At 74.4% G+C, this 21,174-nt stretch carries 19 protein-coding genes; 14 read left to right on the plus strand and 5 right to left on the minus strand.

The window, feature by feature from the left end; all coding sequences use genetic code 11:
• The first annotated feature begins 167 nt into the window (after nucleotides 1-167).
• A complete protein-coding gene (locus SMD11_RS20465) occupies nucleotides 168-1,562 on the plus strand; it encodes a cystathionine beta-synthase (protein WP_087930623.1) in 1,395 nt (464 codons plus the stop codon).
• A gap of 374 nt (nucleotides 1,563-1,936) precedes the next feature.
• Here the strand turns inward: SMD11_RS20465 and SMD11_RS20470 are convergent, their stop codons facing one another.
• Nucleotides 1,937-2,365, minus strand: coding sequence for a hypothetical protein (locus SMD11_RS20470; protein ID WP_087927830.1), 429 nt, complete (start codon nucleotides 2,363-2,365; stop codon nucleotides 1,937-1,939).
• Between the two features lie 130 nt (nucleotides 2,366-2,495).
• Here SMD11_RS20470 and SMD11_RS20475 point away from each other — a divergent pair, with 130 nt between their 5' ends.
• Together SMD11_RS20475 and SMD11_RS20480 are read left to right on the plus strand one after the other, a co-directional pair.
• Nucleotides 2,496-3,857, plus strand: a complete 1,362-nt coding sequence (locus SMD11_RS20475) for an acyl-CoA synthetase (protein WP_418952531.1) — start codon at nucleotides 2,496-2,498, stop codon at nucleotides 3,855-3,857.
• Nucleotides 3,858-3,981: 124 nt separating this feature from the next.
• A complete protein-coding gene (locus SMD11_RS20480; RefSeq protein ID WP_087927832.1) occupies nucleotides 3,982-4,833 on the plus strand; it encodes a MurR/RpiR family transcriptional regulator in 852 nt (283 codons plus the stop codon).
• 125 nt (nucleotides 4,834-4,958) lie between these two features.
• Here SMD11_RS20480 and SMD11_RS20485 read toward each other — a convergent pair whose 3' ends face one another.
• A complete protein-coding gene (locus SMD11_RS20485; protein ID WP_087927833.1) occupies nucleotides 4,959-6,293 on the minus strand; it encodes an alpha/beta hydrolase family protein in 1,335 nt (444 codons plus the stop codon).
• Nucleotides 6,294-6,575: 282 nt separating this feature from the next.
• On the opposite strand from SMD11_RS20485, the gene SMD11_RS20490 reads away from it, so the two are divergent.
• Entirely contained in the window at nucleotides 6,576-7,178 is a 603-nt protein-coding gene (locus tag SMD11_RS20490; RefSeq protein WP_087927834.1) for a hypothetical protein, read from the plus strand.
• On the opposite strand, the gene SMD11_RS20495 is transcribed toward SMD11_RS20490, so the two are convergent.
• Entirely contained in the window at nucleotides 7,162-8,586 is a 1,425-nt protein-coding gene (locus tag SMD11_RS20495; protein WP_087927835.1) for a diaminopimelate decarboxylase, read from the minus strand. The genes SMD11_RS20490 and SMD11_RS20495 overlap by 17 nt on opposite strands.
• Nucleotides 8,587-8,745: 159 nt before the next feature.
• On the opposite strand from SMD11_RS20495, the gene hutU reads away from it, so the two are divergent.
• The 4 genes from hutU (at nucleotide 8,746) to hutI (ending at nucleotide 14,340) form a co-directional block, all read left to right on the plus strand.
• Nucleotides 8,746-10,404, plus strand: coding sequence for a urocanate hydratase (gene hutU, locus SMD11_RS20500; RefSeq protein ID WP_087927836.1), 1,659 nt, complete (start codon nucleotides 8,746-8,748; stop codon nucleotides 10,402-10,404).
• Nucleotides 10,405-10,598: 194 nt separating this feature from the next.
• Nucleotides 10,599-11,789, plus strand: a complete 1,191-nt coding sequence (locus SMD11_RS20505) for an allantoate amidohydrolase (protein ID WP_087927837.1) — start codon at nucleotides 10,599-10,601, stop codon at nucleotides 11,787-11,789.
• Nucleotides 11,786-13,126 carry a formimidoylglutamate deiminase gene (locus SMD11_RS20510; protein ID WP_087930624.1) on the plus strand — a complete coding sequence of 447 codons (1,341 nt, stop codon included), beginning with the start codon at nucleotides 11,786-11,788 and terminating at the stop codon, nucleotides 13,124-13,126. The genes SMD11_RS20505 and SMD11_RS20510 overlap by 4 nt, the downstream gene beginning before the upstream one ends.
• 44 nt (nucleotides 13,127-13,170) lie before the next feature.
• Complete coding sequence (gene hutI / locus SMD11_RS20515) at nucleotides 13,171-14,340, plus strand: imidazolonepropionase (protein ID WP_087927838.1); 1,170 nt, start codon at nucleotides 13,171-13,173, stop codon at nucleotides 14,338-14,340.
• 16 nt (nucleotides 14,341-14,356) lie between these two features.
• Here the strand turns inward: hutI and SMD11_RS20520 are convergent, their stop codons facing one another.
• Nucleotides 14,357-14,860: a nitroreductase/quinone reductase family protein gene (locus SMD11_RS20520; protein ID WP_087927839.1), complete on the minus strand. Its 504-nt coding sequence runs from the start codon at nucleotides 14,858-14,860 to the stop codon at nucleotides 14,357-14,359.
• A gap of 59 nt (nucleotides 14,861-14,919) precedes the next feature.
• Between SMD11_RS20520 and SMD11_RS20525 the strand changes: the two genes are divergently transcribed.
• Nucleotides 14,920-15,276: a MerR family transcriptional regulator gene (locus SMD11_RS20525; RefSeq protein ID WP_087927840.1), complete on the plus strand. Its 357-nt coding sequence runs from the start codon at nucleotides 14,920-14,922 to the stop codon at nucleotides 15,274-15,276.
• Between the two features lie 102 nt (nucleotides 15,277-15,378).
• On the opposite strand, the gene SMD11_RS20530 is transcribed toward SMD11_RS20525, so the two are convergent.
• On the minus strand, nucleotides 15,379-16,269 hold the full coding sequence (locus SMD11_RS20530; RefSeq protein WP_087930625.1) for an RNA polymerase sigma factor SigF: 891 nt from the start codon (nucleotides 16,267-16,269) through the stop codon (nucleotides 15,379-15,381).
• 239 nt (nucleotides 16,270-16,508) lie between these two features.
• On the opposite strand from SMD11_RS20530, the gene SMD11_RS20535 reads away from it, so the two are divergent.
• From SMD11_RS20535 to SMD11_RS20555, 5 genes are all read left to right on the plus strand, one after another.
• Nucleotides 16,509-16,877: an STAS domain-containing protein gene (locus SMD11_RS20535; RefSeq protein WP_087927841.1), complete on the plus strand. Its 369-nt coding sequence runs from the start codon at nucleotides 16,509-16,511 to the stop codon at nucleotides 16,875-16,877.
• Between the two features lie 183 nt (nucleotides 16,878-17,060).
• Nucleotides 17,061-17,555 (plus strand): ATP-binding protein, encoded by a 495-nt coding sequence (locus SMD11_RS20540; protein WP_087927842.1) that lies wholly within the window; start codon nucleotides 17,061-17,063, stop codon nucleotides 17,553-17,555.
• Between the two features lie 169 nt (nucleotides 17,556-17,724).
• Nucleotides 17,725-18,534 (plus strand): LPXTG cell wall anchor domain-containing protein, encoded by an 810-nt coding sequence (locus SMD11_RS20545; RefSeq protein ID WP_087927843.1) that lies wholly within the window; start codon nucleotides 17,725-17,727, stop codon nucleotides 18,532-18,534.
• 253 nt (nucleotides 18,535-18,787) lie between these two features.
• A complete protein-coding gene (locus SMD11_RS20550; RefSeq protein WP_199843919.1) occupies nucleotides 18,788-19,999 on the plus strand; it encodes a hypothetical protein in 1,212 nt (403 codons plus the stop codon).
• A complete protein-coding gene (locus SMD11_RS20555) occupies nucleotides 19,996-21,165 on the plus strand; it encodes a hypothetical protein (RefSeq protein ID WP_087927844.1) in 1,170 nt (389 codons plus the stop codon). The genes SMD11_RS20550 and SMD11_RS20555 overlap by 4 nt, the downstream gene beginning before the upstream one ends.
• The last annotated feature ends 9 nt before the right edge of the window (nucleotides 21,166-21,174 follow it).

Genomic DNA, 21,174 nt, shown 5'->3' on the forward strand with positions numbered 1-21,174 from the left:
CCCCGACCTCCTCCCGCTCCGACGGTACGCACCCCCGCCGGACCCCGCTAACTGGTTGTTGCCCCGAGACCACCCCCGTGCAACGCGGGGCCGTGTCCCCTCGACGGCGCAATAGGCTGGAGATACGGGTACGCGATGCGCTAGTGCCCCTGACCGCGGAGATCACCGTGCAGTATCACGATTCGATGGTTGAGCTTGTCGGCAACACCCCGCTTGTGAAGCTCAACAGCGTGACCGAAGGCATCCAGGCCACCGTGCTTGCCAAGGTCGAGTACTTCAACCCCGGCGGTTCGGTGAAGGACCGGATCGCCGTGCGGATGATCGAGGCCGCCGAGAAGTCCGGCGAGCTCAAGCCCGGCGGCACCATCGTGGAGCCGACCTCCGGCAACACCGGTGTGGGCCTGGCGATCGTGGCCCAGCAAAAGGGCTACAAGTGCATCTTCGTGTGCCCGGACAAGGTGTCCAACGACAAGATCAACGTGCTGCGCGCCTACGGGGCCGAGGTCGTCGTCTGCCCGACCGCCGTCGACCCGGAGCACCCGGACTCCTACTACAACGTCTCGGACCGTCTCGTGCAGGAGACCCCGAACGCCTGGAAGCCGGACCAGTACAGCAACCCCAACAACGCCCTGTCGCACTACCACTCCACCGGCCCGGAGATCTGGGAGCAGACCGAGGGCAAGATCACTCACTTTGTGACCGGCGTGGGCACCGGCGGCACCATCAGCGGCACCGGCCGCTACCTCAAGGAGGTCAGCGACGGCCGGGTCAAGGTCATCGGCTCCGACCCCGAGGGCTCCGTCTACAGCGGCGGCTCCGGCCGTCCGTACCTGATCGAGGGCGTCGGCGAGGACTTCTGGCCGAGCGCCTACGACGGCACGGTGACCGACGAGATCATCGCGGTCTCCGACAAGGACGCCTTCCAGATGACCCGCCGCCTCGCCCGCGAGGAGGGCCTGCTCGTCGGCGGCTCCTGCGGCATGGCCGTCGTCAGCGCCCTGGAGCTCGCCAAGCGCCTCGGCCCGGACGACGTCGTCGTCGTGCTGCTGCCCGACAGCGGCCGCGGCTACCTCAGCAAGATCTTCAACGACGAGTGGATGGCGGACTACGGCTTCCTGGAGGAGCCGGGCGACGCCGCCCGCGTCGGTGACGTGCTGCGCCGCAAGGACGGCGGCATGCCCTCGCTGGTGCACATGCACCCCGAGGAGACGGTCGGCGAGGCCATCGAGGTGCTCCGCGAGTACGGCGTCTCGCAGATGCCCATCGTCAAGCCGGGCGCGGGGCACCCCGATGTGATGGCCGCCGAGGTCATCGGCTCGGTCGTGGAGCGCGAGCTGCTGGACGCCCTGTTCACGCAGCGCGCCTCGCTCACCGACCCGCTGGAGAAGCACATGTGCCCGCCGCTGCCGCAGGTCGGCTCCGGTGAGCCGGTCGCGGACCTGATGGCGGTGCTCGGCGAGGCCGACGCGGCGATCGTGATCGTCGAGGGCAAGCCCAAGGGCGTCGTCAGCCGCCAGGACCTGCTGGCCTTCCTGGCCGAGAGCGCCGCTCCCGCCAAGTAGCCGCCGGGCGCGCGCCGGACGGATGTCCGGCGCGCGCCGGACGGGGCGCCGGACAGGCGCCGGATCCCGCGCCAAGTGGGCGTCAAGTCACGCGGACGACGCGTAAAGGGTACGTATGCGTCACGCGTCCGCAGCACGGACTTAACAACGGTCCGGCATATTGAGGGGTGTCGGCGAGGGTCCGCCCGGACCGGCACCAGTGCGGCGGCAGGACCTCCGGAGCGGCTCCCGGACTCCAAGGCCGTCCGGACACGGGTGGACCGGCCCTGACCCGGAACCGTGTCCTCGTGGGGGACCGCCGTCGTCCCGACTCCGGCCTCGGCCGGGGTACGGCGGCCCCCCGCTCACTTCTCCCCGGGGGCGCGCGGCTCCCGTCAGCTCTCGTCGTGCGGCTTGCGGTGGCTCGGCCAGGGGAAGAACCCGGCGGAGTTGAGCGCGTTGACGCCCACGATGCCCGCCCAGGTCACCAGCAGGCCGGCCAGCCCGGCGTTGACCACGCCGATGGCGGACAGCGGCACCGCCAGCACCAGCGAGATCGCCGCGAAGCCGAACCGCTCCCCGAAGCTGCCGGGCCCCGCCTCGGCGGGCCGCGGGCGGGCGCCGCGGGCGGCGGCCATCTGCTGCTCCGCCAGATGCCGGCGCACATGGCGGTCGATGGTGCCGTCGATCTTCCGGTCGACCTTGTCCAGGAAGCCGTCGACCAGCTCCGACTCGTACTCCGGCCCCAGTTCCTTGCGGGTCTGGAGGGTCGCGTCGAGTTCCTTCTTCATCTCTGACTTCGTCTCGGGGTCGTGGGCCGTCATGCCGACGACGATACGGTCGCGGGAGCCCCGGGTCGTTGGGGCTAGCACCCGTATCCGCAGTGGGGGCTGTCCCCGGACCGCCGGCGGACCCCCGTGGAAGGAGCAGTCCGTGCCCGAACCGACCGTACCTCTGCTGACGTCCCTCGCCGCCGGAGCGGGCGGCGCCGGCGGCCCCGACCTGCCCGACGCCCTGACCGTCGCCGGCCGGACGTGCTCGCGGGAGGAACTGCTGGGCGCCGCGGCCGCGGTGGCGCACCGGATCGCCGGGGCGCCGTCCGTGGCCGTCCAGGCGGAGGCCACCCTGGAGACCGTCGTCGCCGTCGTGGGCGCGCTGCTCGCCGGGGTGCCCGCCGTGCCGCTGCCGCCGGACGCCGGGCCCGCCGAGCGGGACCACATCCTGCGCGACTCCGGTGCCGCCCTGGTGCTGGGCGCGGGCGGCGACCTGCCGGTCGACGTGGCGGAGCGGGCCGACTGGTCAGGCGCCGAGCCGGACCCCGCCACCACCGCCCTGATCCTCTACACCTCCGGCACCACCGGCTCGCCCAAGGGCGTCCTGATCCCGCGCGCGGCCGTCGCCGCCGGCCTGGACGGGCTCGCCGAGGCGTGGGCGTGGACGGCCGGGGACACCCTCGTGCACGGCCTGCCGCTGTTCCATGTGCACGGCCTCGTCCTCGGGGTGCTGGGCGCCCTGCGCACCGGCTGCCGGCTCGTCCACACCGGCCGGCCCACCCCCGCGGCGTACGCGGCGGCCGGCGGCAGCCTCTACTTCGGCGTGCCGACCGTGTGGTCCCGCGTGGTCCGGGAGCCGGCCGCCGCCCGGGAGCTCGGCAAGGCGCGGCTGCTGGTGTCGGGCAGCGCGGCGCTGCCCGCGCCCGTCTTCCGCGACCTGGAGGCGCTCACCGGGCAGCGGCCCGTGGAGCGCTACGGCATGACGGAGACCCTGATCACCGTCTCGACCCGGGCCGACGGTGACCGCCGCCCCGGTTCGGTGGGCCTGCCGCTGCCGGGCATAAGGACCAGGCTGGCGCGGACCGAGAGCGGCATCGGCGAGCTGGAGGTGTCCGGGCCGACCCTCTTCGCGGGCTACCTCGGGCGCCCGGAGGCGACGGCCGCGGCGCACGCCGGGGACGGCTGGTTCCGCACCGGCGACATCGCGACCGTCGACCCCGACGGCATGCACCGCATCGTGGGCCGGGCCTCCGTCGACCTGATCAAGACCGGTGGCTACCGGGTCGGCGCGGGCGAGGTGGAGAACGCCCTGCTGGACCACCCCGCGGTGCGGGAGGCGGCCGTCGTCGGCGTGGACCACGACGACCTCGGGCAGGAGATCGTCGCCTATGTGGTGGCCGACGGGGTGTCCGAGCGGACCCTGATCGACTTCGTGGCCGGACACCTCTCCGCGCACAAGCGGCCCCGCCGCGTCCGGTTCCTGGAGGCGCTGCCGCGCAACGCGATGGGCAAGCCGCAGAAGAAGCTCCTCCCGCCGCTGTAGCGGTGGGAGGCCCTGGGAGAACACCCTCCTGCATAATTCCATGCAGGACCAGGGGTCGTGAATGACCGTGCGAGGCCCCGCCGGCGGACCCGCCGACGGTCCGTACCGAGAACGTGGAGGGCCGATGAGTGACAACGGCGGCGAGCCGGAGGCCACCGCGCGCCTGCAAAAGCTCTTCGAAGGGCACCGGCTGACGCCCACCCAGCGCCGGATCGCCCACTGCGTGGTGCGGCGGGCCGCCGACGCGCCGTTCCTCTCCAGCGTCGAGCTCGCCGAGCTCGCGGGCGTCAGCCAGCCGTCCGTGACCCGGTTCGCGGTCGCCCTCGGCTTCGACGGCTACCCCGCCCTGCGCCGCCACCTGCGCGAGGTCGTCCCCACCACGGCCGAGCCCGGCGAGAGCTCGTACAACGAGTACCAGGAGGCGGTCCAGGCGGAGATCGACAACCTCCGCCACCTCGCCTCCCTGCTCGCCGACCCCGAGCCCGTCGCCCGCGCCGGGCGGCTGCTCGCGCGGTCGCGGCCGCTGCCCGTGCTCGGCCTGCGCGCCGCCACCGCGCAGGCGGCGGGCTTCGCCTACTTCGCGCGCAAGGTCCACCCCGACGTCCGGCTGCTCGACGAGGGCGGCACGCTCCTCGCCGACCGCATCGACGCGGCCGTGCGGGCCGGTGCGAGCACCCTGCTGTGCTTCGCGCTGCCCCGGCACCCCCGCGAGGTGGTCGAGGCGCTGGAGTACGCGCGGGGCGAGGGCCTGACCGTCGTCACCGTCGCGGACTCCACCTTCGCGCCCGTCGCCCGCCACAGCGACCTGCTGCTGCCCGCCGCCGTCGGCACCGGGCTCGCCTTCGACACGGCGTGCGCGCCGATGCTGCTGGGGCGGGTGCTGCTGGAGGCCATGTGCGACGCGCTGCCCGACGCCCAGGCACGGCTGGAGGAGTTCGACGCGAAGGCGGCGGCGCGGGGGCTGTTCGTCGAATGAGGCTCGTTCCCCACCCCGCCCCTTCCCGAATCGTCCTCAAGCGCCGGACGGGCTGAAATCAGCCTGTCCGGCGCTTGAGGACACCGCGCGTCAGCGCGGAGCGGGGGTCCAGGGCTTGCCCCCGGTTACGGGGAGGGGCGGGTAGGGGAAAAGCCCGCGCCGGACAGCCGCATCTCGGGGAAGCGGGTCGACGGGCCGTCCAGGAGGCCGCCGTCCCGGCCCTTCAGGAAGCGGTCGAAGAACGCCACCGTGTACGCCCGCGTCGCCGCCACCGCCCGCTCCGGCCGTACGGTCCCCAGGGTCTCCTTCAGATCGGCCCCGGACAGCGCGCCCTGCCGGGACAGGGCAGGCAGCAGCGACGCGGCGTCGGTGTACGCGCCGTGCCGGGAACCGGCCATGGTCAGCTCGGCGTTCCAGCCGCGCGAGTGCTGCCGGAAGGCCGTCCACGACGGCCGGTTCTCCGCCGCGCCCGGCCCCTCGGAGCCCAGCAGCAGGAACGGCCGGTCCACGCCCTCGCGCGCGGCCCCGCTCAGCGCGCTCCCGGAGGCGTCCGGGAGGGCGAAGGCCAGCTGTCCGTCCATGTTGACGCCCGCCCGGACCCGGCGGTCCTCCAGCATGGTCTGGGCGGCGGTCAGGCCGCCCATGGAGTGCCCCGTCATGCCGACGCGCCGCAGGTCCATGGCGTCGGCCAGGCCGCGCGGCATGGCCCGCCGCCAGGCGGCGTCGCCGCCCAGGGCGTCGAGGACGAACCGGGTGTCGCCCACGCGCGCCGCCAGCGACCGGCGCAGCGCGGCGTCGATCTCGCGCGGCCCCGTGCCGGGGTCCTTGGCGAGGGCGGGCAGCACGGACTCCGCCAGGCGCCCGCCGGGGAAGGCGACCTCCGACGAGTCGTAGGTGTGGTCGATCGTGACGACGACGTAGCCGCGCGACGCCAGCTCCTCCGCGAGGCCGGTGTTCCAGGTGCGCGGGTCGCCCAGGCCCGCCGAGTACAGGACGACCGGGAGGGACCGGGCGCCGCGGGCCACCGGCGCGTCCACGCGCGCGTGCGTGCGCGTGGCGGCCCAGTCGGCCGCGCCCGCGCGCACCCGGTAGTTGGCCTCCGCCGCGCTGCCCGCCGCCCCGAAGTGCGCGGCGGACGCGGCGTCCATGTGCGGGGCGGTCCGGCCGTGCCCGCCTCCGCCGGCCGGGTAGAACAGGCTCGCCATCACCTCGCGGTCCCCGCTCTCCGGCTTCCACGGGTCCCGGCGGGAGGCGTCCACCAGGTGCCGGGTCGCCGTGCCGACGGCGTACGGGCCGGTGGGGGCCGGCAGCTCCGCGTGCGGCCGGGCCGCGGCCGCCGCGCCGGCCGGGGCGGCCAGCGCCTCGGCCCGGCCCGCCGCCGTGCCCAGCAGCGCTGTCCCGGCCAGCACCCCCGCCGCCAGTACGGCCCGCCGCCGCAGTCCCCGCTCGTACGCCACCATGCCCCGCTCCTCCCGCTCGCCCGGTGCGCCGACTCTAGGGAAGGGCCGTGCCCCGCCGCGTCGTACGACGGAGCCAACACGCGGGTGCTACCCCGGTATGACCCGCGCCCCGGCCGTGCCCGGCGCTTCTCAGCCCGCACTCAGATTCGTTGGCTAGCCTGCCGCGCGGATTCCGGCCGGAATCCGGGCAGATTCCGGACGGGGCCGGGCCCGGTCCGGGCTCCGGTTCCGGTCAGGTTCACGCAGGGGGCCGAGAGGTCCCCGGGTACGAGGAGGTGCGTCGTGGGGCGCGGTGCGTATGCGCTGGCACGGGTGGCGGTGGTCGTGAGAGCGGCCGCGGGCCCGCTGTGGTGGGCGGGACTGGTGGGCGCGGGCGTCGGCACCCTGGTGCCGGGGCTCACCGGGCGCCGGATCGGGGTGACGGCGGGCGCGGCGCTGTTCCTGATCACGGCGGCCGTGGTCTTCGCGGTGCGCCGCGGGCGCTACGAGGAACTGGCGCGCGGCGCGTCGCGGGCGGGCCGGTCCGTCTTCCTCCAGGACCGCGCCGTCACCCTGCGGAACCGGCGGCGAGCCGGCCGCTGGTGGCTGGCGCTCGCCTTCCTCGCGGCCGTCGGCTCCTCCTTCGCCGCGCCCGCCGCCGCCGGGCTGGCGACGGCCGGGGCCGGCGCCGGGCTGTGGGCGAAGGCCCGCTGGCTGGGCGGGCTGGAGCGGCGGTCCGGGAGCCTGCTGTGGGTGCGCGTGGACAGTGTCCGGCGCGGACCCGCCGGGCCGGACGTGCGCGGCTACGAGACCACCGGGCTCTCCGCCGGGGACGCGGCACCGGGCGGCGCGCGGCGCCGGGCCGGGCGGGCGGCCTCCCGGCCGGGCGTCAGCGCAGCGCGCTGAGACCCGCGGCGAGCGGGCCGCCGCTCTCCTCGACGAGCTCGTCGAGCGACTGCGGACGGCGGACGGGCACGAAGCGGACGTCCGGGCCGCCGGGCGCGCGCCCGGCGCCGTACTCCCCGTGCTGCCCGTACTCCCCGTGCCCGTCGCGGAGATCCTCCGTGCGGCCTTCTGCGGACACGTAGCCGTAAACCCCCGGGCGGGGCAGAGAGTTGTACGCGAAGTGGTTCGAGAAGTAGTACGCGCCGGTGTCCAGCAGCGCCACATGGTCGCCCGGCTCCAGGAGCGGCAGCGGCCGGTCCACCGCGACCAGGTCGCCCGCGAAGCAGCACGGCCCGGCCACGTCCTGCGGCACCGGCTCGCCCTCCTTGGGCCGCCCCTCCGCGTCGAAGGCGGCCACCCGCAGTGGCCAGGCGCCGGGCGCGAACACCGTCCGCGCCGCGACCTGGGCGCCCGCGTGCGTCACCGCGATCCGCCGCCCGCCGGCCGACTTGGCGTACTCCACCCGGGCCAGCACCGTGCCGCTCTTGGCCAGCAGCGACCGGCCGAACTCCGTGACCAGGCCGTAGCGCCCGTCGAACAGGGCGGGTACGGTCACGTCGAGCAGCCGCGCGTAATCCCGGAAGCTCGGCGTCACCTCCTCGGAGGCGAAATTGACGGGCAGTCCGCCGCCGATGTCCAGGGTCCGCACCCGCTGCCCGCCGACGGCCCGGTTGATCTCCTCGGCCAGCTCGTACGCGGTCCGCACGCCCTCGGCCATCAGCTCCGGCGGGCAGCCCTGCGAGCCGACGTGGGCGTGCATCCGGGTGAGCCAGGGGCGCTCCACGAAGGCGCGGACGAGCCATGCGCGCGCCCCCTCGTCGCGCAGCGCCACCCCGAACTTGGACGTCGCCGTGGCCGTGCTCATCGCCCCGATGCTGCCCGCGCCGAGCTGCGGGTTCACCCGTACGCCCAGCACGGAGGCGGTCGGCGCGGACCGTACGAGCGCGTCCAGGCGGGCCAGCTCCTGGCGGCTGTCGGCGTTGACCGCGATGCCGAGCGCGAGCGCCTCCCGCAGCTCCGCGTCCGTCTTCGCGGGGGAGTCCAGGACCGTGCGGTCCGCCGGCACGCCCGCGGCGCGCGCCAGCGCCAGCTCCCCGGGGCTCGCCACCTCGCAGCCCATCCCCTCGTCGGCGAGCAGCCGCAGCACGGGCACCAGCGACGCGGCCTTCACGGCGAAGGCGTGCAGCACCTCCGTGCCGGGCGCCGTGACCTCCTCGAACGCGGCCCGCAGCGCGGCGACGGCGCCGCGGACGCCCCGCACGTCCAGCAGCCCGGCCACGGGGCGCCGCGCGTCGACCAGACCGTCCCGCACCGCCGCCCGGACGGCGGCCTCACGTCGCTCGCGCGCGCTCGCGCTCTCCGGACCCATGCGTCCACTCCACCATCCGGCGGGGCGCGATGCCATGGGACGCGGCCGGTCCGGTCCCCGGCGGCCCCCGCACACCTGTTGACTGGAGGTATTCACTGCCACAAGATGTGAAGTGTTCTATTCAATGGTCTCTACGGAGCGCCAGGGAGGCAGGGCCCCATGTCAGGACCGCGACCCGTTCGAGCACCGCGAGGTACCGAGCTGAGCACCTTGGGGTGGCAGCAGGAAGCCGCTCTGCGGATGCTCCAGAACAACCTCGACCCGGAGGTCGCCGAGCACCCGGACAAGCTCGTCGTCTACGGCGGCACGGGCAAGGCCGCCCGTGACTGGCGCTCGTTCGACGCCATGGTGCGCACCCTGCGGACGCTGAAGCAGGACGAGACGATGCTCGTCCAGTCCGGCCGCCCGGTCGGCGTGATGCAGACGCACGAATGGGCCCCGCGCGTCCTCATCGCCAACTCCAACCTGGTCGGCGACTGGGCCAACTGGGAGGAGTTCCGCCGGCTGGAGGCCCTCGGCCTCACCATGTACGGGCAGATGACGGCCGGTTCGTGGATCTACATCGGCACCCAGGGCATCCTCCAGGGCACCTACGAGACCTTCGCGGCCGTGGCGGCCAAGAAGTTCCACGGCACCCTCGCCGGGACGATCACCCTCACGGCCGGCCTCGGCGGCATGGGCGGCGCCCAGCCGCTCGCCGTCACCATGAACGACGGCGTCGCGATCTGTATCGACTGCGACCCGCGCGCCATCGAGCGCCGCATCGAGCACCGCTACCTGGACGTGAAGGCCGACTCCCTCGACCACGCGCTCCAGCTGGCCGTGGAGGCGCGCGACGCGCGCCGCCCGCTCTCCATCGGCGTGCTGGGCAACGCGGCCGAGCTCGTCCCGCAGCTGCTGGCCATGAACGCCCCCATCGACATCGTGACGGACCAGACCTCCGCCCACGACCCGCTGTCGTACCTGCCGGTCGGCGTCGACTTCGACGACATGGCCACCTACGCCGCCGAGAAGCCCGCCGACTTCACCACCCGGGCGCGCGAGTCGATGGCCCGGCACGTCGAGGCCATGGTCGGCTTCCAGGACGCGGGCGCCGAGGTCTTCGACTACGGCAACTCCATCCGCGGCGAGGCCCAGCTCGCGGGCTACACCCGCGCCTTCGACTTCCCCGGCTTCGTCCCCGCCTACATCCGCCCGCTGTTCTGCGAGGGCAAGGGCCCCTTCCGCTGGGCGGCGCTCTCCGGCGACGCGGCCGACATCCACAAGACCGACAAGGCGATGCTCGAACTCTTCCCCGAGAACGAGTCCCTCGCCCGCTGGCTCAAGATGGCCGGCGAGCGGGTCCACTTCCAGGGCCTGCCCGCCCGCATCTGCTGGCTCGGCTACGGCGAGCGCGACAAGGCGGGCGAGCGCTTCAACGAGATGGTCGCCGACGGCACCCTCGCCGCGCCGCTGGCCATCGGCCGCGACCACCTCGACTGCGGCTCGGTGGCCTCGCCCTACCGCGAGACCGAGGCCATGCTCGACGGCTCCGACGCGATCGCCGACTGGCCGCTGCTGAACGCCATGGTCAACGTCGCCTCGGGCGCCTCCTGGGTCTCCCTCCACCACGGCGGCGGCGTCGGCATGGGCCGCTCCATCCACGCGGGCCAGGTCACGGTCGCCGACGGCACGAAGCTCGCGGGCGAGAAGATCCGCCGGGTGCTGACGAACGACCCGGGGATGGGCGTCATCCGGCACGTCGACGCGGGGTACGACATCGCGGAGTCGGTCGCGGAGGACAAGGGCGTCCGCGTCCCGATGCGGGAGGACTCGTGAGCGAGGCCGCGGGCAGTCGTGCCGCAGGGCCGGGGGCACCCCCTGGGGGAGGGCGGGCGCAGCCCGACCACCGGGCCGCGCCCGGGTACGAAACCCCCGGTGGGGCTGACCGTACGCCGCCGGGTGCGGGTGGGGTCGTGCCCACCCGTTCCGCCCCGGCGGAACGACTGCCCACAACGCCCTCGTTCCACGAGATGTGGCGCGACCTTCTGCCCCTCGGCCGTAACCAAGAAAGCGGCGGATACCGCCGCTACGCCTGGACCGGTGCCGACACCGACTGCCGCGCGTGGTTCCGCGCGCAGGCCGAGAGCCGCGGGCTCGCCTACGAGCTCGACCGCAACGGCAACCAGTGGGCCTGGCTCGGCGACCCCGCCGCCGGTGACGCCGTCGTCACCGGCTCGCACCTGGACTCCGTCCCGGACGGCGGCGCCTTCGACGGGCCGCTCGGCGTCGTCTCGTCCTTCGCCGCGCTGGACGAACTGCGCTCGCGCGGCGCGAAGCCGGGCCGTCCCCTCGCCGTCGTCAACTTCGGCGACGAGGAGGGCGCCCGCTTCGGGCTGGCCTGCGTGGGCTCCCGGCTGGCCGCCGGGCAGCTCACCCCCGACAAGGCCCGGGAGCTGCGCGACGCCGACGGCGTCACCCTGCCGCAGGCGATGGAGCGCGCCGGGTACGACCCGGAGGCCATCGGGGCCGACCCCGAGCGGCTGGCCCGGATCGGCGCCTTCGTCGAACTCCACGTCGAGCAGGGCCGTGCCCTGGACCTCTCCGGCGACCGGGTGGGCATCGCCTCCGCCATCTGGCCGCACGGCCGCTGGCGGTTCGACTTCCACGGCGAGGCCAACCACGCGGGCACCACGCGCCTCGACGACCGCCGCGACCCGATGCTCACCTACGCCAACACCGTCCTCGCCGCCCGGAAGAAGGCCCGCCTCGCCGGCGCCCTCGCCACCTTCGGCAAGGTCAGCGTCGAGCCGAACGGGGTCAACGCCATCCCGTCCCTGGTCCGCGGCTGGCTGGACTCCCGCGCCGCCGACCAGGACACCCTCGACCTGGTGATCGCCGAGATCGAGAAGGCGGCCGTCGAGCGCGGCGAGCGCGACGGCGTCGACGTCCGGATCACCCGGGAGTCCTTCACCCCCGTCGTCGAATTCGAACACGCGCTGCGCGACGAGCTCGGCCGGATCCTGGGCGGTGACGTCCCCGTCCTCGGCACGGGCGCGGGACACGACGCCGGAATCCTCTCCGGGACCGTCCCGACCGCCATGCTGTTCGTACGCAACCCCACGGGCGTCTCGCACTCACCCGCCGAGACGGCGGACGAGGACGACTGCCTGGCCGGGGTGACCGCACTCGCCGACGTACTGGAGGGCCTGGCGTGTCGCTGACGGCACAGACTTACTGGGCGGAACACGCCTGGCTCGACACCGGGGTCGAGCAGGGCGTGGTCATCAAGACGGGCACGGACGGCCGGATCGCGTCCGTCCGCAAGGGCGCGAAGAAGCCGCCGACGGGCTCGGTGACCCTGCGCGGCCTCACGCTCCCGGGGCTGGCCAACGCGCATTCGCACGCGTTCCACCGCGCCCTGCGGGGCACGGTGCAGCAGGGCGAGGGGACCTTCTGGACCTGGCGCGACATCATGTACGGCGTCGCCGACCGGCTCACGCCCGACAGCTACTACGCGCTGGCCCGCGCGGTGTACGCCGAGATGGCCCTCGCCGGCATCACCGCCGTCGGGGAGTTCCACTACCTCCACCACGCCCCCGGCGGCACCGCCTACGACAACCCCAACGCCATGGGCGAGGCCCTGATCGCGGCCGCCGCCGAGGCCGGCATCCGCATCACCCTCCTCGACACCTGCTATCTCTCCTCCGGCTTCGGCGCGCCGCCCAGCCGGCACCAGCTCCGCTTCAGCGACACCACCGCCGAGCGGTGGGCCGAGCGGGCCGCCGGGCTCAAGAGCGACGACAACACCCGGATCGGCGCGGCCGTCCACTCCGTACGGGCCGTGCCCGTCGACCAGCTGGCCACCGTCGCCGCCTGGGCCGACGAGCGCGAGGCGCCGCTGCACGTCCACCTCTCGGAGCAGACCGCCGAGAACGACGCCTGCGTCGAGGCCCACGGCTTCACCCCCACCACGCTCCTGGCCGACCACGGCGTGCTCGGCCCGCGCACCACCGCCGTCCACGCCACCCACCTGACGCCCGGGGACATCCGCCTCCTGGGTCACTCCGGCACCGGCGTGTGCATGTGTCCCACCACCGAGCGGGATCTCGCCGACGGCATCGGCCCGGCGCCCAGGCTCCAGAGCGCGGGCTCGCCGCTCTCCCTCGGCAGCGACAGCCACGCCGTCATCGACATCCTCGAAGAGGCGCGCGCGATGGAGCTCGACGAGCGGCTGCACAGCCGCACCCGCGGCCACTGGACCGCGCCCCAGCTGCTGCGCGCCGCCACCGCGGACGGCCACGCCGCCCTCGGCTGGCACGACGCGGGCGGCATCCGGGCGGGTGCCCTCGCCGACCTCACCTCGATCGCGCTGGACACGGTGCGCACGGCGGGCCCGCCGCCGGAGCTCGCCGTCGAGACGGCCGTATTCGCGGCGACCAACGCGGACGTCCGGGACACCGTCGTCGGCGGCCGGCACATCGTCCGCGAGGGAGCCCATCAGCTCGTGCCCGACGTGGGGCAGGCGCTGGCCGAGGCCGTCGCGGCGCTGCGCGCCTGAGATCCCGGAAGCCACCGAGAAACCCGAAGGAGAACCGACCGCCCATGGCGACCACGGTCATCACCAACATCAGCAGTCTCGTCACCAACGACCCCTCCCTCGGTGAAGGCCCCCTCGGTCTGCTCCAGGACGCGGCGGTCGTCGTCGACGGCGACCGCGTCGCCTGGGTCGGTACGTCCAGCAAAGCACCCGCCACTGACAATCGCGTCGACGCCGGGGGCCGCGCGGTGCTCCCCGGCTTCGTCGACTCCCACTCCCACCTCGTCTTCGCGGGCGACCGCACCGCCGAGTTCAACGCCCGGATGTCCGGCAGGAGCTACAGCGCCGGTGGCATCCGCGTCACCGTCGCGGCCACCCGCGCCGCGAGCGACGAGGAGCTGGCGGCCAACCTCCGGCGCTATCTCCACGAGGCGCTGCGTCAGGGCACCACCACCCTGGAGACCAAGTCCGGTTACGGCCTCACCGTCGAGCAGGAGGCCCGCGCCCTGCGCATCGCCGCCGCGCAGACCGAAGAGGTCACCTACCTCGGCGCGCACATCGTCTCCCCCGACTACGCCGACGACCCGGCCGGCTACGTCGACCTCGTCACCGGCCCGATGCTCGACGCCTGCGCCCCGCACGCCCGCTGGATCGACGTCTTCTGCGAGAAGGGCGCCTTCGACGGCGACCAGGCCCGGACGATCCTCACCGCCGGCGCCGCCCGCGGCCTCGTCCCGCGCGTGCACGCCAACCAGCTGTCCTACGGGCCCGGCGTCCAGCTCGCCGTCGAGCTCGGCGCCGCCTCCGCCGACCACTGCACCCACCTCACCGACGCCGACGTCGACGCCCTCGCGAGCGGTGCCACCGTGGCCACCCTCCTGCCGGGCGCGGAGTTCTCCACCCGCGCGCAGTGGCCGAACGCCCGCCGGCTCCTCGACGCGGGTGCCACCGTCGCGCTCTCCACGGACTGCAACCCCGGTTCGTCCTTCACCAGTTCGATGCCGTTCTGTGTCGCCCTGGCCGTCCGTGACATGGGGATGACCCCCGACGAGGCCGTGTGGGCCGCCACGGCGGGCGGCGCGGCTGCCCTGCGCCGCACGGACATCGGGCGCCTCTCCCCGGGGGCCCGCGCCGACCTCGCCCTCCTCGACGCGCCCAGCCACGTCCACCTCGCCTACCGGCCGGGCGTCCCCCTGGTCACGGCGGTCTGGCGGCGCGGCGTCCGCGAGCTCTGACGGACCCGGGGGCGCCTCACACCGCGCCCCCGGCCTCCGGGGCCGGCGCGACCCGCTCCAGCGCCACCAGGGGAGTCGTCCGCCCCGCCCGCCGCGCCCGTTCACGGAAGTCCGCGAAGGCCGGGTCGGCCGCGATCTGACGGGCCCACAGCGCGTCGTGCTCGGCCTCGTCCACGAGCCGGGCCCGTACGGAACGCCGTTCCGCACCCACCTCCACGGTCGCCTCGGGCGCGGCCATCAGGTTGTGGAACCAGGCCGGGGCGGTGGGCGACCCGCCGTTCGACGCGAAGACCACGAGCCGGTCCGCACCGTCCTCCAGGTGGACGAGGGGAGTGGTGCGCGGCAGCCCGCTGCGGGCCCCGAGGGTGGTGAGGAGCAACAGCCTCACCCCGGCGAACTGCCCTCCGACCCGGCCCGCGTTGGCCCGGAACTCCTCGATGACGCGGAGGTTGAAGGGGTTGCTGTTGACGGCGGGAGCGGCGGAAGGGGAATCGGCCGGGGCGGGTGCGGTGTTCGTCATGACCGCAACGCTAAATTCTCACACCCGTGTGAGATTCAAGGGGATGTGGGGCGGGTCACATGAAGATCGGTGAACTGGCGCGGGCCGCCGGCGTGAGCGTCCGGCTGCTGCGCTACTACGAGGAGCAGGGCCTGCTCGCCTCCCGGCGCCTGCCCAGCGGCCACCGCCGCTACGACGCGGACGCGCCGGAGACCGTCCGCCGCATCCGGGTGCTGCTCGCGGCCGGGCTCCCCACGCGCGTCATCCGTGACGTCCTGCCGTGCGTGCGGGGCGCTGCGGCGACGGCCTTCGACCCGTGCGTGGCCACGCACCTGCGCGAGCACCTGGAGGGCCTCGACGCGCGCATCGCGGACCTCCAGGGCGCGCGGACGTCGCTGGCGGGACTGCTCGCGGCGACGGAGGGGGCGGCGGCGTAGCCGTACGGGCGTCTCGCCGCCCGCGTACGTCACGGAAACGCGGAGCGCCGCACGGGATTCCGTGCGGCGCTCCGCGAAGGGGCGGGAGGGAACGGCGGGCGGTCACTCCTCGACCGTCAGTCCCCTCCGCAGCCGGACCAGCGTGCGGGAGAGCAGGCGGGACACGTGCATCTGGGAGATGCCCAGCTCCTCGCCGATCTCCGACTGGGTCATGTTCGCCACGAAGCGCAAGGAGAGGATCTTCCGGTCGCGCGACGGGAGTTCGGCGATCATCGGCTTGAGGGACTCGACGTACTCGATGCCTTCGAGGCCGTGGTCCTCGTAGCCGATGCGGGCGGTGAGGGCGCCCTCGGTGTCGTCCTCGTCGGGCTGGGCGTCCAGGGAGCTCGCGGTGTACGCGTTGCTCGCGGCCATGCCCTCGACGACCTCGTCCTCGGGGATGCCGAGGCGCTCGGCCAGTTCGCCGACGGTGGGGGAGCGGTCCAGCTGCTGGGCCAGCTCGTCACGGGCCTTGGCCAGCTCGATGCGGAGCTCCTGGAGGCGCCGCGGGACGCGCACCGACCAGCTGGTGTCGCGGAAGAAGCGCTTGATCTCACCGATGATGGTCGGCATCGCGAAGGTCGGGAACTCGACGCCCCGGCTGAGCTCGAAGCGGTCGATGGCCTTGATCAGACCGATCGTGCCGACCTGGATGATGTCCTCCATCGGCTCGCTGCGGGAGCGGAAGCGGGAGGCCGCGAACTTCACCAGCGCCAGGTTCAGTTCGACCAGGGTGTTGCGTACGTACGCGTATTCGTGGGTGCCCTCTTCGAGCTCCATGAGCCGCGCGAAGAGCGTCTTGGACAACGCCCGGGCGTCGACCGGTCCCACCTCGTCGTACGGCGGGATCGTGGGGAGCCCCCAGTTCTCGGGCTCGATCTGCTCGGGCGGGGTTGTCGACGAGGCGGTCTCCCGAGAGTATTCGGTACGCGGTTCGTCGAGCCGGGGTGACATGGTCTCCTCCATCATTCTCGGCATAAGGCCGCCGATGCCATGACTTCTTGCTGCGGTTTGCGGCGCCTCCAAAGCCGTCCGTGGTGGATGTCCTCTACTAGCCCTACCTGCCTTGCCCTCCGGATAGCAAGTGAGTCTTGTCCTCTTATATGGGTAAATAACGGATGTTCGGCTACCGGACGCCGTAGCGAAGGCGTAGTGTTTTCCCCGCCCACGCAGGCCCACGAGAAAGGACGCGCATGGACCGCGAAATGGTCGGCAGTGCGAGCAAGGGCCGGCTGAATGTTGAGGTCCGGCGCCATGGCCGGAGCGCCGTCGTGACGCCGGCGGGTGAGCTCGATCACCATACGGCCGATCTGCTCCGTGAATCGCTGGACGGATGTGTGGCGCAGGGCCTGTCCCGAGTGGTCGTCGACTGCTCGAAGCTGGAGTTCTGCGACTCCACCGGGCTCAATGTGCTCCTCGGCGCCCGCCTCACCGCGGAGGCCGCCGGTGGCGCCGTCCACCTCGCGGCCATGCAGCCCGTCGTCGCCCGGGTCTTCGAGATCACCGGTGCCGAAGCCGTCTTCGCCGTGCACGACACGCTCGACGCCGCGCTCGCCGAGTAGCCGCCGAGTGACCACGGCCACACCGCCCCGTCACCTGTGTCACGCACGCGTTGCCTGCGTCACAGTGTCGCACCGAAGAAGTGGGTGTTCCCCTCGTTCGGTCGGGCAGGAGTCTGCTGAATCTGTTCAATGTGCCAGGTGACCATCATTTCTGAATCGGTGAATCGGTGAGGTGAAGCGCTGATGAGCACCACCCGGCCGTACCCGCCGCCGGGCGAGCCCGGTCCGGAGGCGGAAGGCGCCGCCTCGCCCGTCACCCCACCACCGGCCGGGCAGGTCCGCCGCCTGCGCCTGGTCGGGGTGAGCGGCGCCGTGCCCCGGTCCCGGGACTTCGCCCGCCAGGCACTCCAGGACTGGGGCTGGCTGCCGGCCGCCACCGCCGATCACCGGGCCGCCGCCGAGGACGTCCTGCTGGTCGTCTCCGAGCTGGTCACCAACGCCTGCCTGCACGCCGACGGCCCCGAGGAGCTCCGTGTGAGCTGCGCGGGCAAGGTGCTGCGGCTGGAGGTCGTCGACCTCGGCGCGGGCCAGCCCGCGCCCCGGACCCCGCACCGCGCGGGCCGGCCGGGCGGCCACGGCATGTTCATCGTGCAGCGCCTCTGCCTGGACTGGGGGGTCGTGCGCAACGACGGCCGCCCCGGCAAGACCGTCTGGGCGGAGCTCGCCGCGCCCGCCTGACCCGGCCGGCCCCGCGCGGGCCCGCCGGCGCCCGGTCACGCGCCGCTGATGTCCACAGCGGCGCGTTCCGTGTCTTCCTTCCGCAAGGTCCCCGGCGTACTGTCGGCGCCCGATCTGATGTGTCGTCAGTGAATTTCGGCTACGGCACCGGACGAGAGGGGAACCCGAGGTGTCCCACTTACCACGCCGCACCGCGCGCCGTACGGCCGCGACGGCGGCTGCCGCCGCCCTGGCCGGCGGGACGATTCTGCTGGTCGCCCCGGCCGCGCACGCCGTCACGGTCGACGTGAACTACCAGTGCAAGACCCCGATCGGGGACCGCAGCGCCGTCTCGCCCATCGACATCAAGGCGACGCCCACCGGCGACACGTACAAGCTCACGATGTCCTTCGAGAAGGGCGTCTCCTCCAGCCCCGTCGAACTCGGCAAGGGCGCGATGCAGCCGAGCGCCCTGATCAAGCTCGGCGGCGCGGAGTCCGGCACGGTCGCGGTGACCGGCCCCCCGAACGCGGACAAGATCCCCGCCAACACACCCATCAAGATCGGTGACCTGTCGGGCACGTACACGCCCAAGAAGGCCGGCTCCGTCACCTTCACGGCCGGCGTCCTCACCATCAAGGCGCTCGGCACGACGACCACGTGCACCCCGTCGAACAACCCGAAGCCTTCACTGACGCTCGACGTCAAGCTGCCCGGCGGGTCGTCCTCGGGCGGGTCCACGACAGGCGGCTCGACCACGGGCGGGTCCACGGGCGGCTCGGACACGGGTGGTTCGACGACCGGCGGGTCGACGGGCGGCTCCACGGGCGGCTCGGGCGGCAGCACTACCGGAGGTTCCGGTTCCAGCAGTGGTGGGCAGTTGCCGCAGACCGGGCCCACGGATTCCGCGGTCGCGCTCGGGACGCTGGGTGGCACGGTGCTGCTCGCGGGGGTGGCCGGGGCGCTCTGGCTCACCCGGCGGAACCGCGCGGCGGGGTAAGGGGTGCGCGGCGGTTTCCCCTACCCGCCCCTTCCCGGAACTGGAGGCTCCGCCCCCAGGCCCCCTTCCGCGCTGACGCGCGGTGTCCTCAAGCGCCGGACGGGCTGAGAGCAGCACGTCCGGCGCTTGAGGACCGGGGCCGGGGCGGAGCCCCGGGCCGGGAAGGGGCGGGGCCGGGGAACGACCGCCGGAGGCACCGCCCCGCCCCGTCCACCCCCGCCCCCGCGCCGTACGCCCGCACAGGGAGCCGCCGATGACGACCCGCCCCCGCCTCGCCCTGAGCGCCCTCACCGCGACCGCGGTCCTGCTCACCGCCCCCGCGGCCCTCGCCGCCGCCCCGCCCTGGACCGCGGCACCCGCCACGAACGGCAAGGGCGCTCCGGCCCGCACGGCGTTCTACCTGGAGGGCGGCCCGGGCGCGGTCCTGGAGGACAGCCTCTCCGTGGCCAACCCCGCCGATCAGCCGCGCTCCCTGGAGCTGCGGGGCTCCGGCCCCTGGATCGCCCTGGCCGCGAAGCGGGTGCGGGTGCCGCCGCGGACCCGCGCGGACGTCCCGTTCACCGTGACCGTCCCGAGCGGCGCCCGGCCCGGCGACCACTCCGCCGCGCTCGTCGTCACCGGCGGCGGCCGGGAGGCGCGGATACGGCTCGCCCTGCGCGTCACCGGCGGGCCCGCGCTGGCCGCGCTCGCCGTCGAGGACGTGCGGGTCGAGAAGGCCGGTACGGGCGCGGTCATCCGGTACGCCCTGGTCAACAGGGGCAACACCACGCTCGCCCCGAGCCTGGCCATCCGCGCCGACGGCCTCTTCGGCACGGTCCTGCGGCGTGCCGCGAGCGGCGTACCCGCCGAGCTGCCACCGGGCGGCAGGGTGCGGCTGGCCGAGCCGTGGCCCGGTGCGCCGCGCCTGGACCGGGTCGACGTCCGGGTCACCGCGACGGCCCCCGGCGGCGCGCACGCCTCCGCCACCGGAGCCTGGACGCCCCTGCCCTGGGTGCTGCCGGCACTGGGAGTGTTCGCCCTCGCCCTGGTGACCTCGGCCGGACTGTTCGTACGCCGCCGCCTGCGGGCCCGTGGCCGGGGGCGGCCTTCGGAGAGTGCCGCCCTGGAGAACCCTCCCGAGGGCTCGGGGGGGACGGTGGCGCAGGCCGTACGCCGCCGCCTGCGGGCCCGTGGCCGGGGGCTGCCCCCGGAGCGTGCCGCCCAGGGGACCCGTTCCGAGGTCTCCGGGGAGACCGTCGGGCAGCCCGTACGCCGTCGCCTGCGCCCCCGTGGTCCGGCTCGGCCTCGGGAGCGTGCCGCTCTGGAGGGCCGTCCCGACGCCTCCGGGGAGGCGGTCGCGCAGCCCGTACGCCGCCGCCCGCGCGCCCGTCGTCCTGCCCGGCCCCCGGAGCGTGCCGTCCCCGAGGCCCCTCCCGAGACCCCCGGAGAGGCCGCCGCGCAGCCCGTCGCCGGGACCCCGGCGTGACGGGCGCCCCCGCTCCCCGCCGCCACGGCCGCCCCTGGGCCGGGCTCCTCGTGGTCCTGCTCGCGGCCGCGCTGCTCGTCCCGCTGCCCGCGGGCCGGGCGGCCGCCGACGGCTCGGTGCTCACTCCGGCCGTCACCCTGGACCGTAAGGAGGCCGGCAAGGGCGGCAGCCTCACCGTGAGCGGCACCGGGTGGCGGCCGGGGACGCTGCTCACCCTGCTCGTCTGCGGCCAGAACATGATCGGCGGCACCAACGCCTGCGCCAACGCGGACGGCCGGACCGCCACCACGGGCGCGGACGGCGCCTTCCGTACGGGCATCCCGGTCGCCGCGCCGCCCAAGCCCTGCCCGTGCGTGGTGCACGTCGCGACCGTGACCGGCGAGGCGGCGGCCGTGGACGCGCCCTTCGCCGTCGCGGGTCATCCGATCGCCCCGCTGCCCCGGCAGACGGGCGGGGAGCGCCTCGGCGTCCTGGGGGCGCGGCTGGAAGGCTCCAGCGGGATCCTCACGTGGTTCGGGGCGCCGCCCAGGCGGCGGCTCGTCCTTACGGTGGGCAATCTCGGCACCACGGCGGCCGAGAACCCGGTCTTCCGGGTCGGCGCCTCGCACGGGGTGCTCGCGCCCACCTGGGAGGAGCGGCGCTGGCGGGGCACGGTCCCGGCCGGGCAACGGGCGAAGGTCGCGCTGGACGTGGAACTGGCGGCGGGCGCGTACGGCGACTACCTGGTGTCGCTGAAGTACGGCGACAAGCTGCTCGTCGAGGAGCCGTGGGACGTGAGCAGGCCGTGGGGTGTGACGCTCTTCTGGATCCTGCTGGGTGTGGTGGTGCCCGCGGGGCTGTTCCGGGCGGGCATGGCCGTCGTGGACCGGTTCCGGCCCGCGGAGGTCCGTAAGACCCGTAGTGAAACCGGTAAGAGCCGTAAGGCCCGTAGGGTCCGGAAGGCCCGTGTGGCCGGTAAGGCCCGTAAAGCCCGTAAGGCGGCCTCCGCGGCCTCCGGCGGCATCAGGCCCTCCGGTCAGGCTCCGGGAGCCTCCGCGCCGCCTTCCAGCGCCTCCTCGGCGGCGGCCGGGGCTTCCCCCGCCCGCACCCTCCCGTGGTTCACGCCGGACACGGCCCCCGGCCGCCCGGCGCCGCCCCCGCCCGAGCCTCCCGCACCCCTGCCGTGAGCCGGCCGG

The sequence above is a fragment of the Streptomyces albireticuli genome (genome assembly GCF_002192455.1).
GTDB lineage: Bacteria > Actinomycetota > Actinomycetes > Streptomycetales > Streptomycetaceae > Streptomyces > Streptomyces albireticuli_B.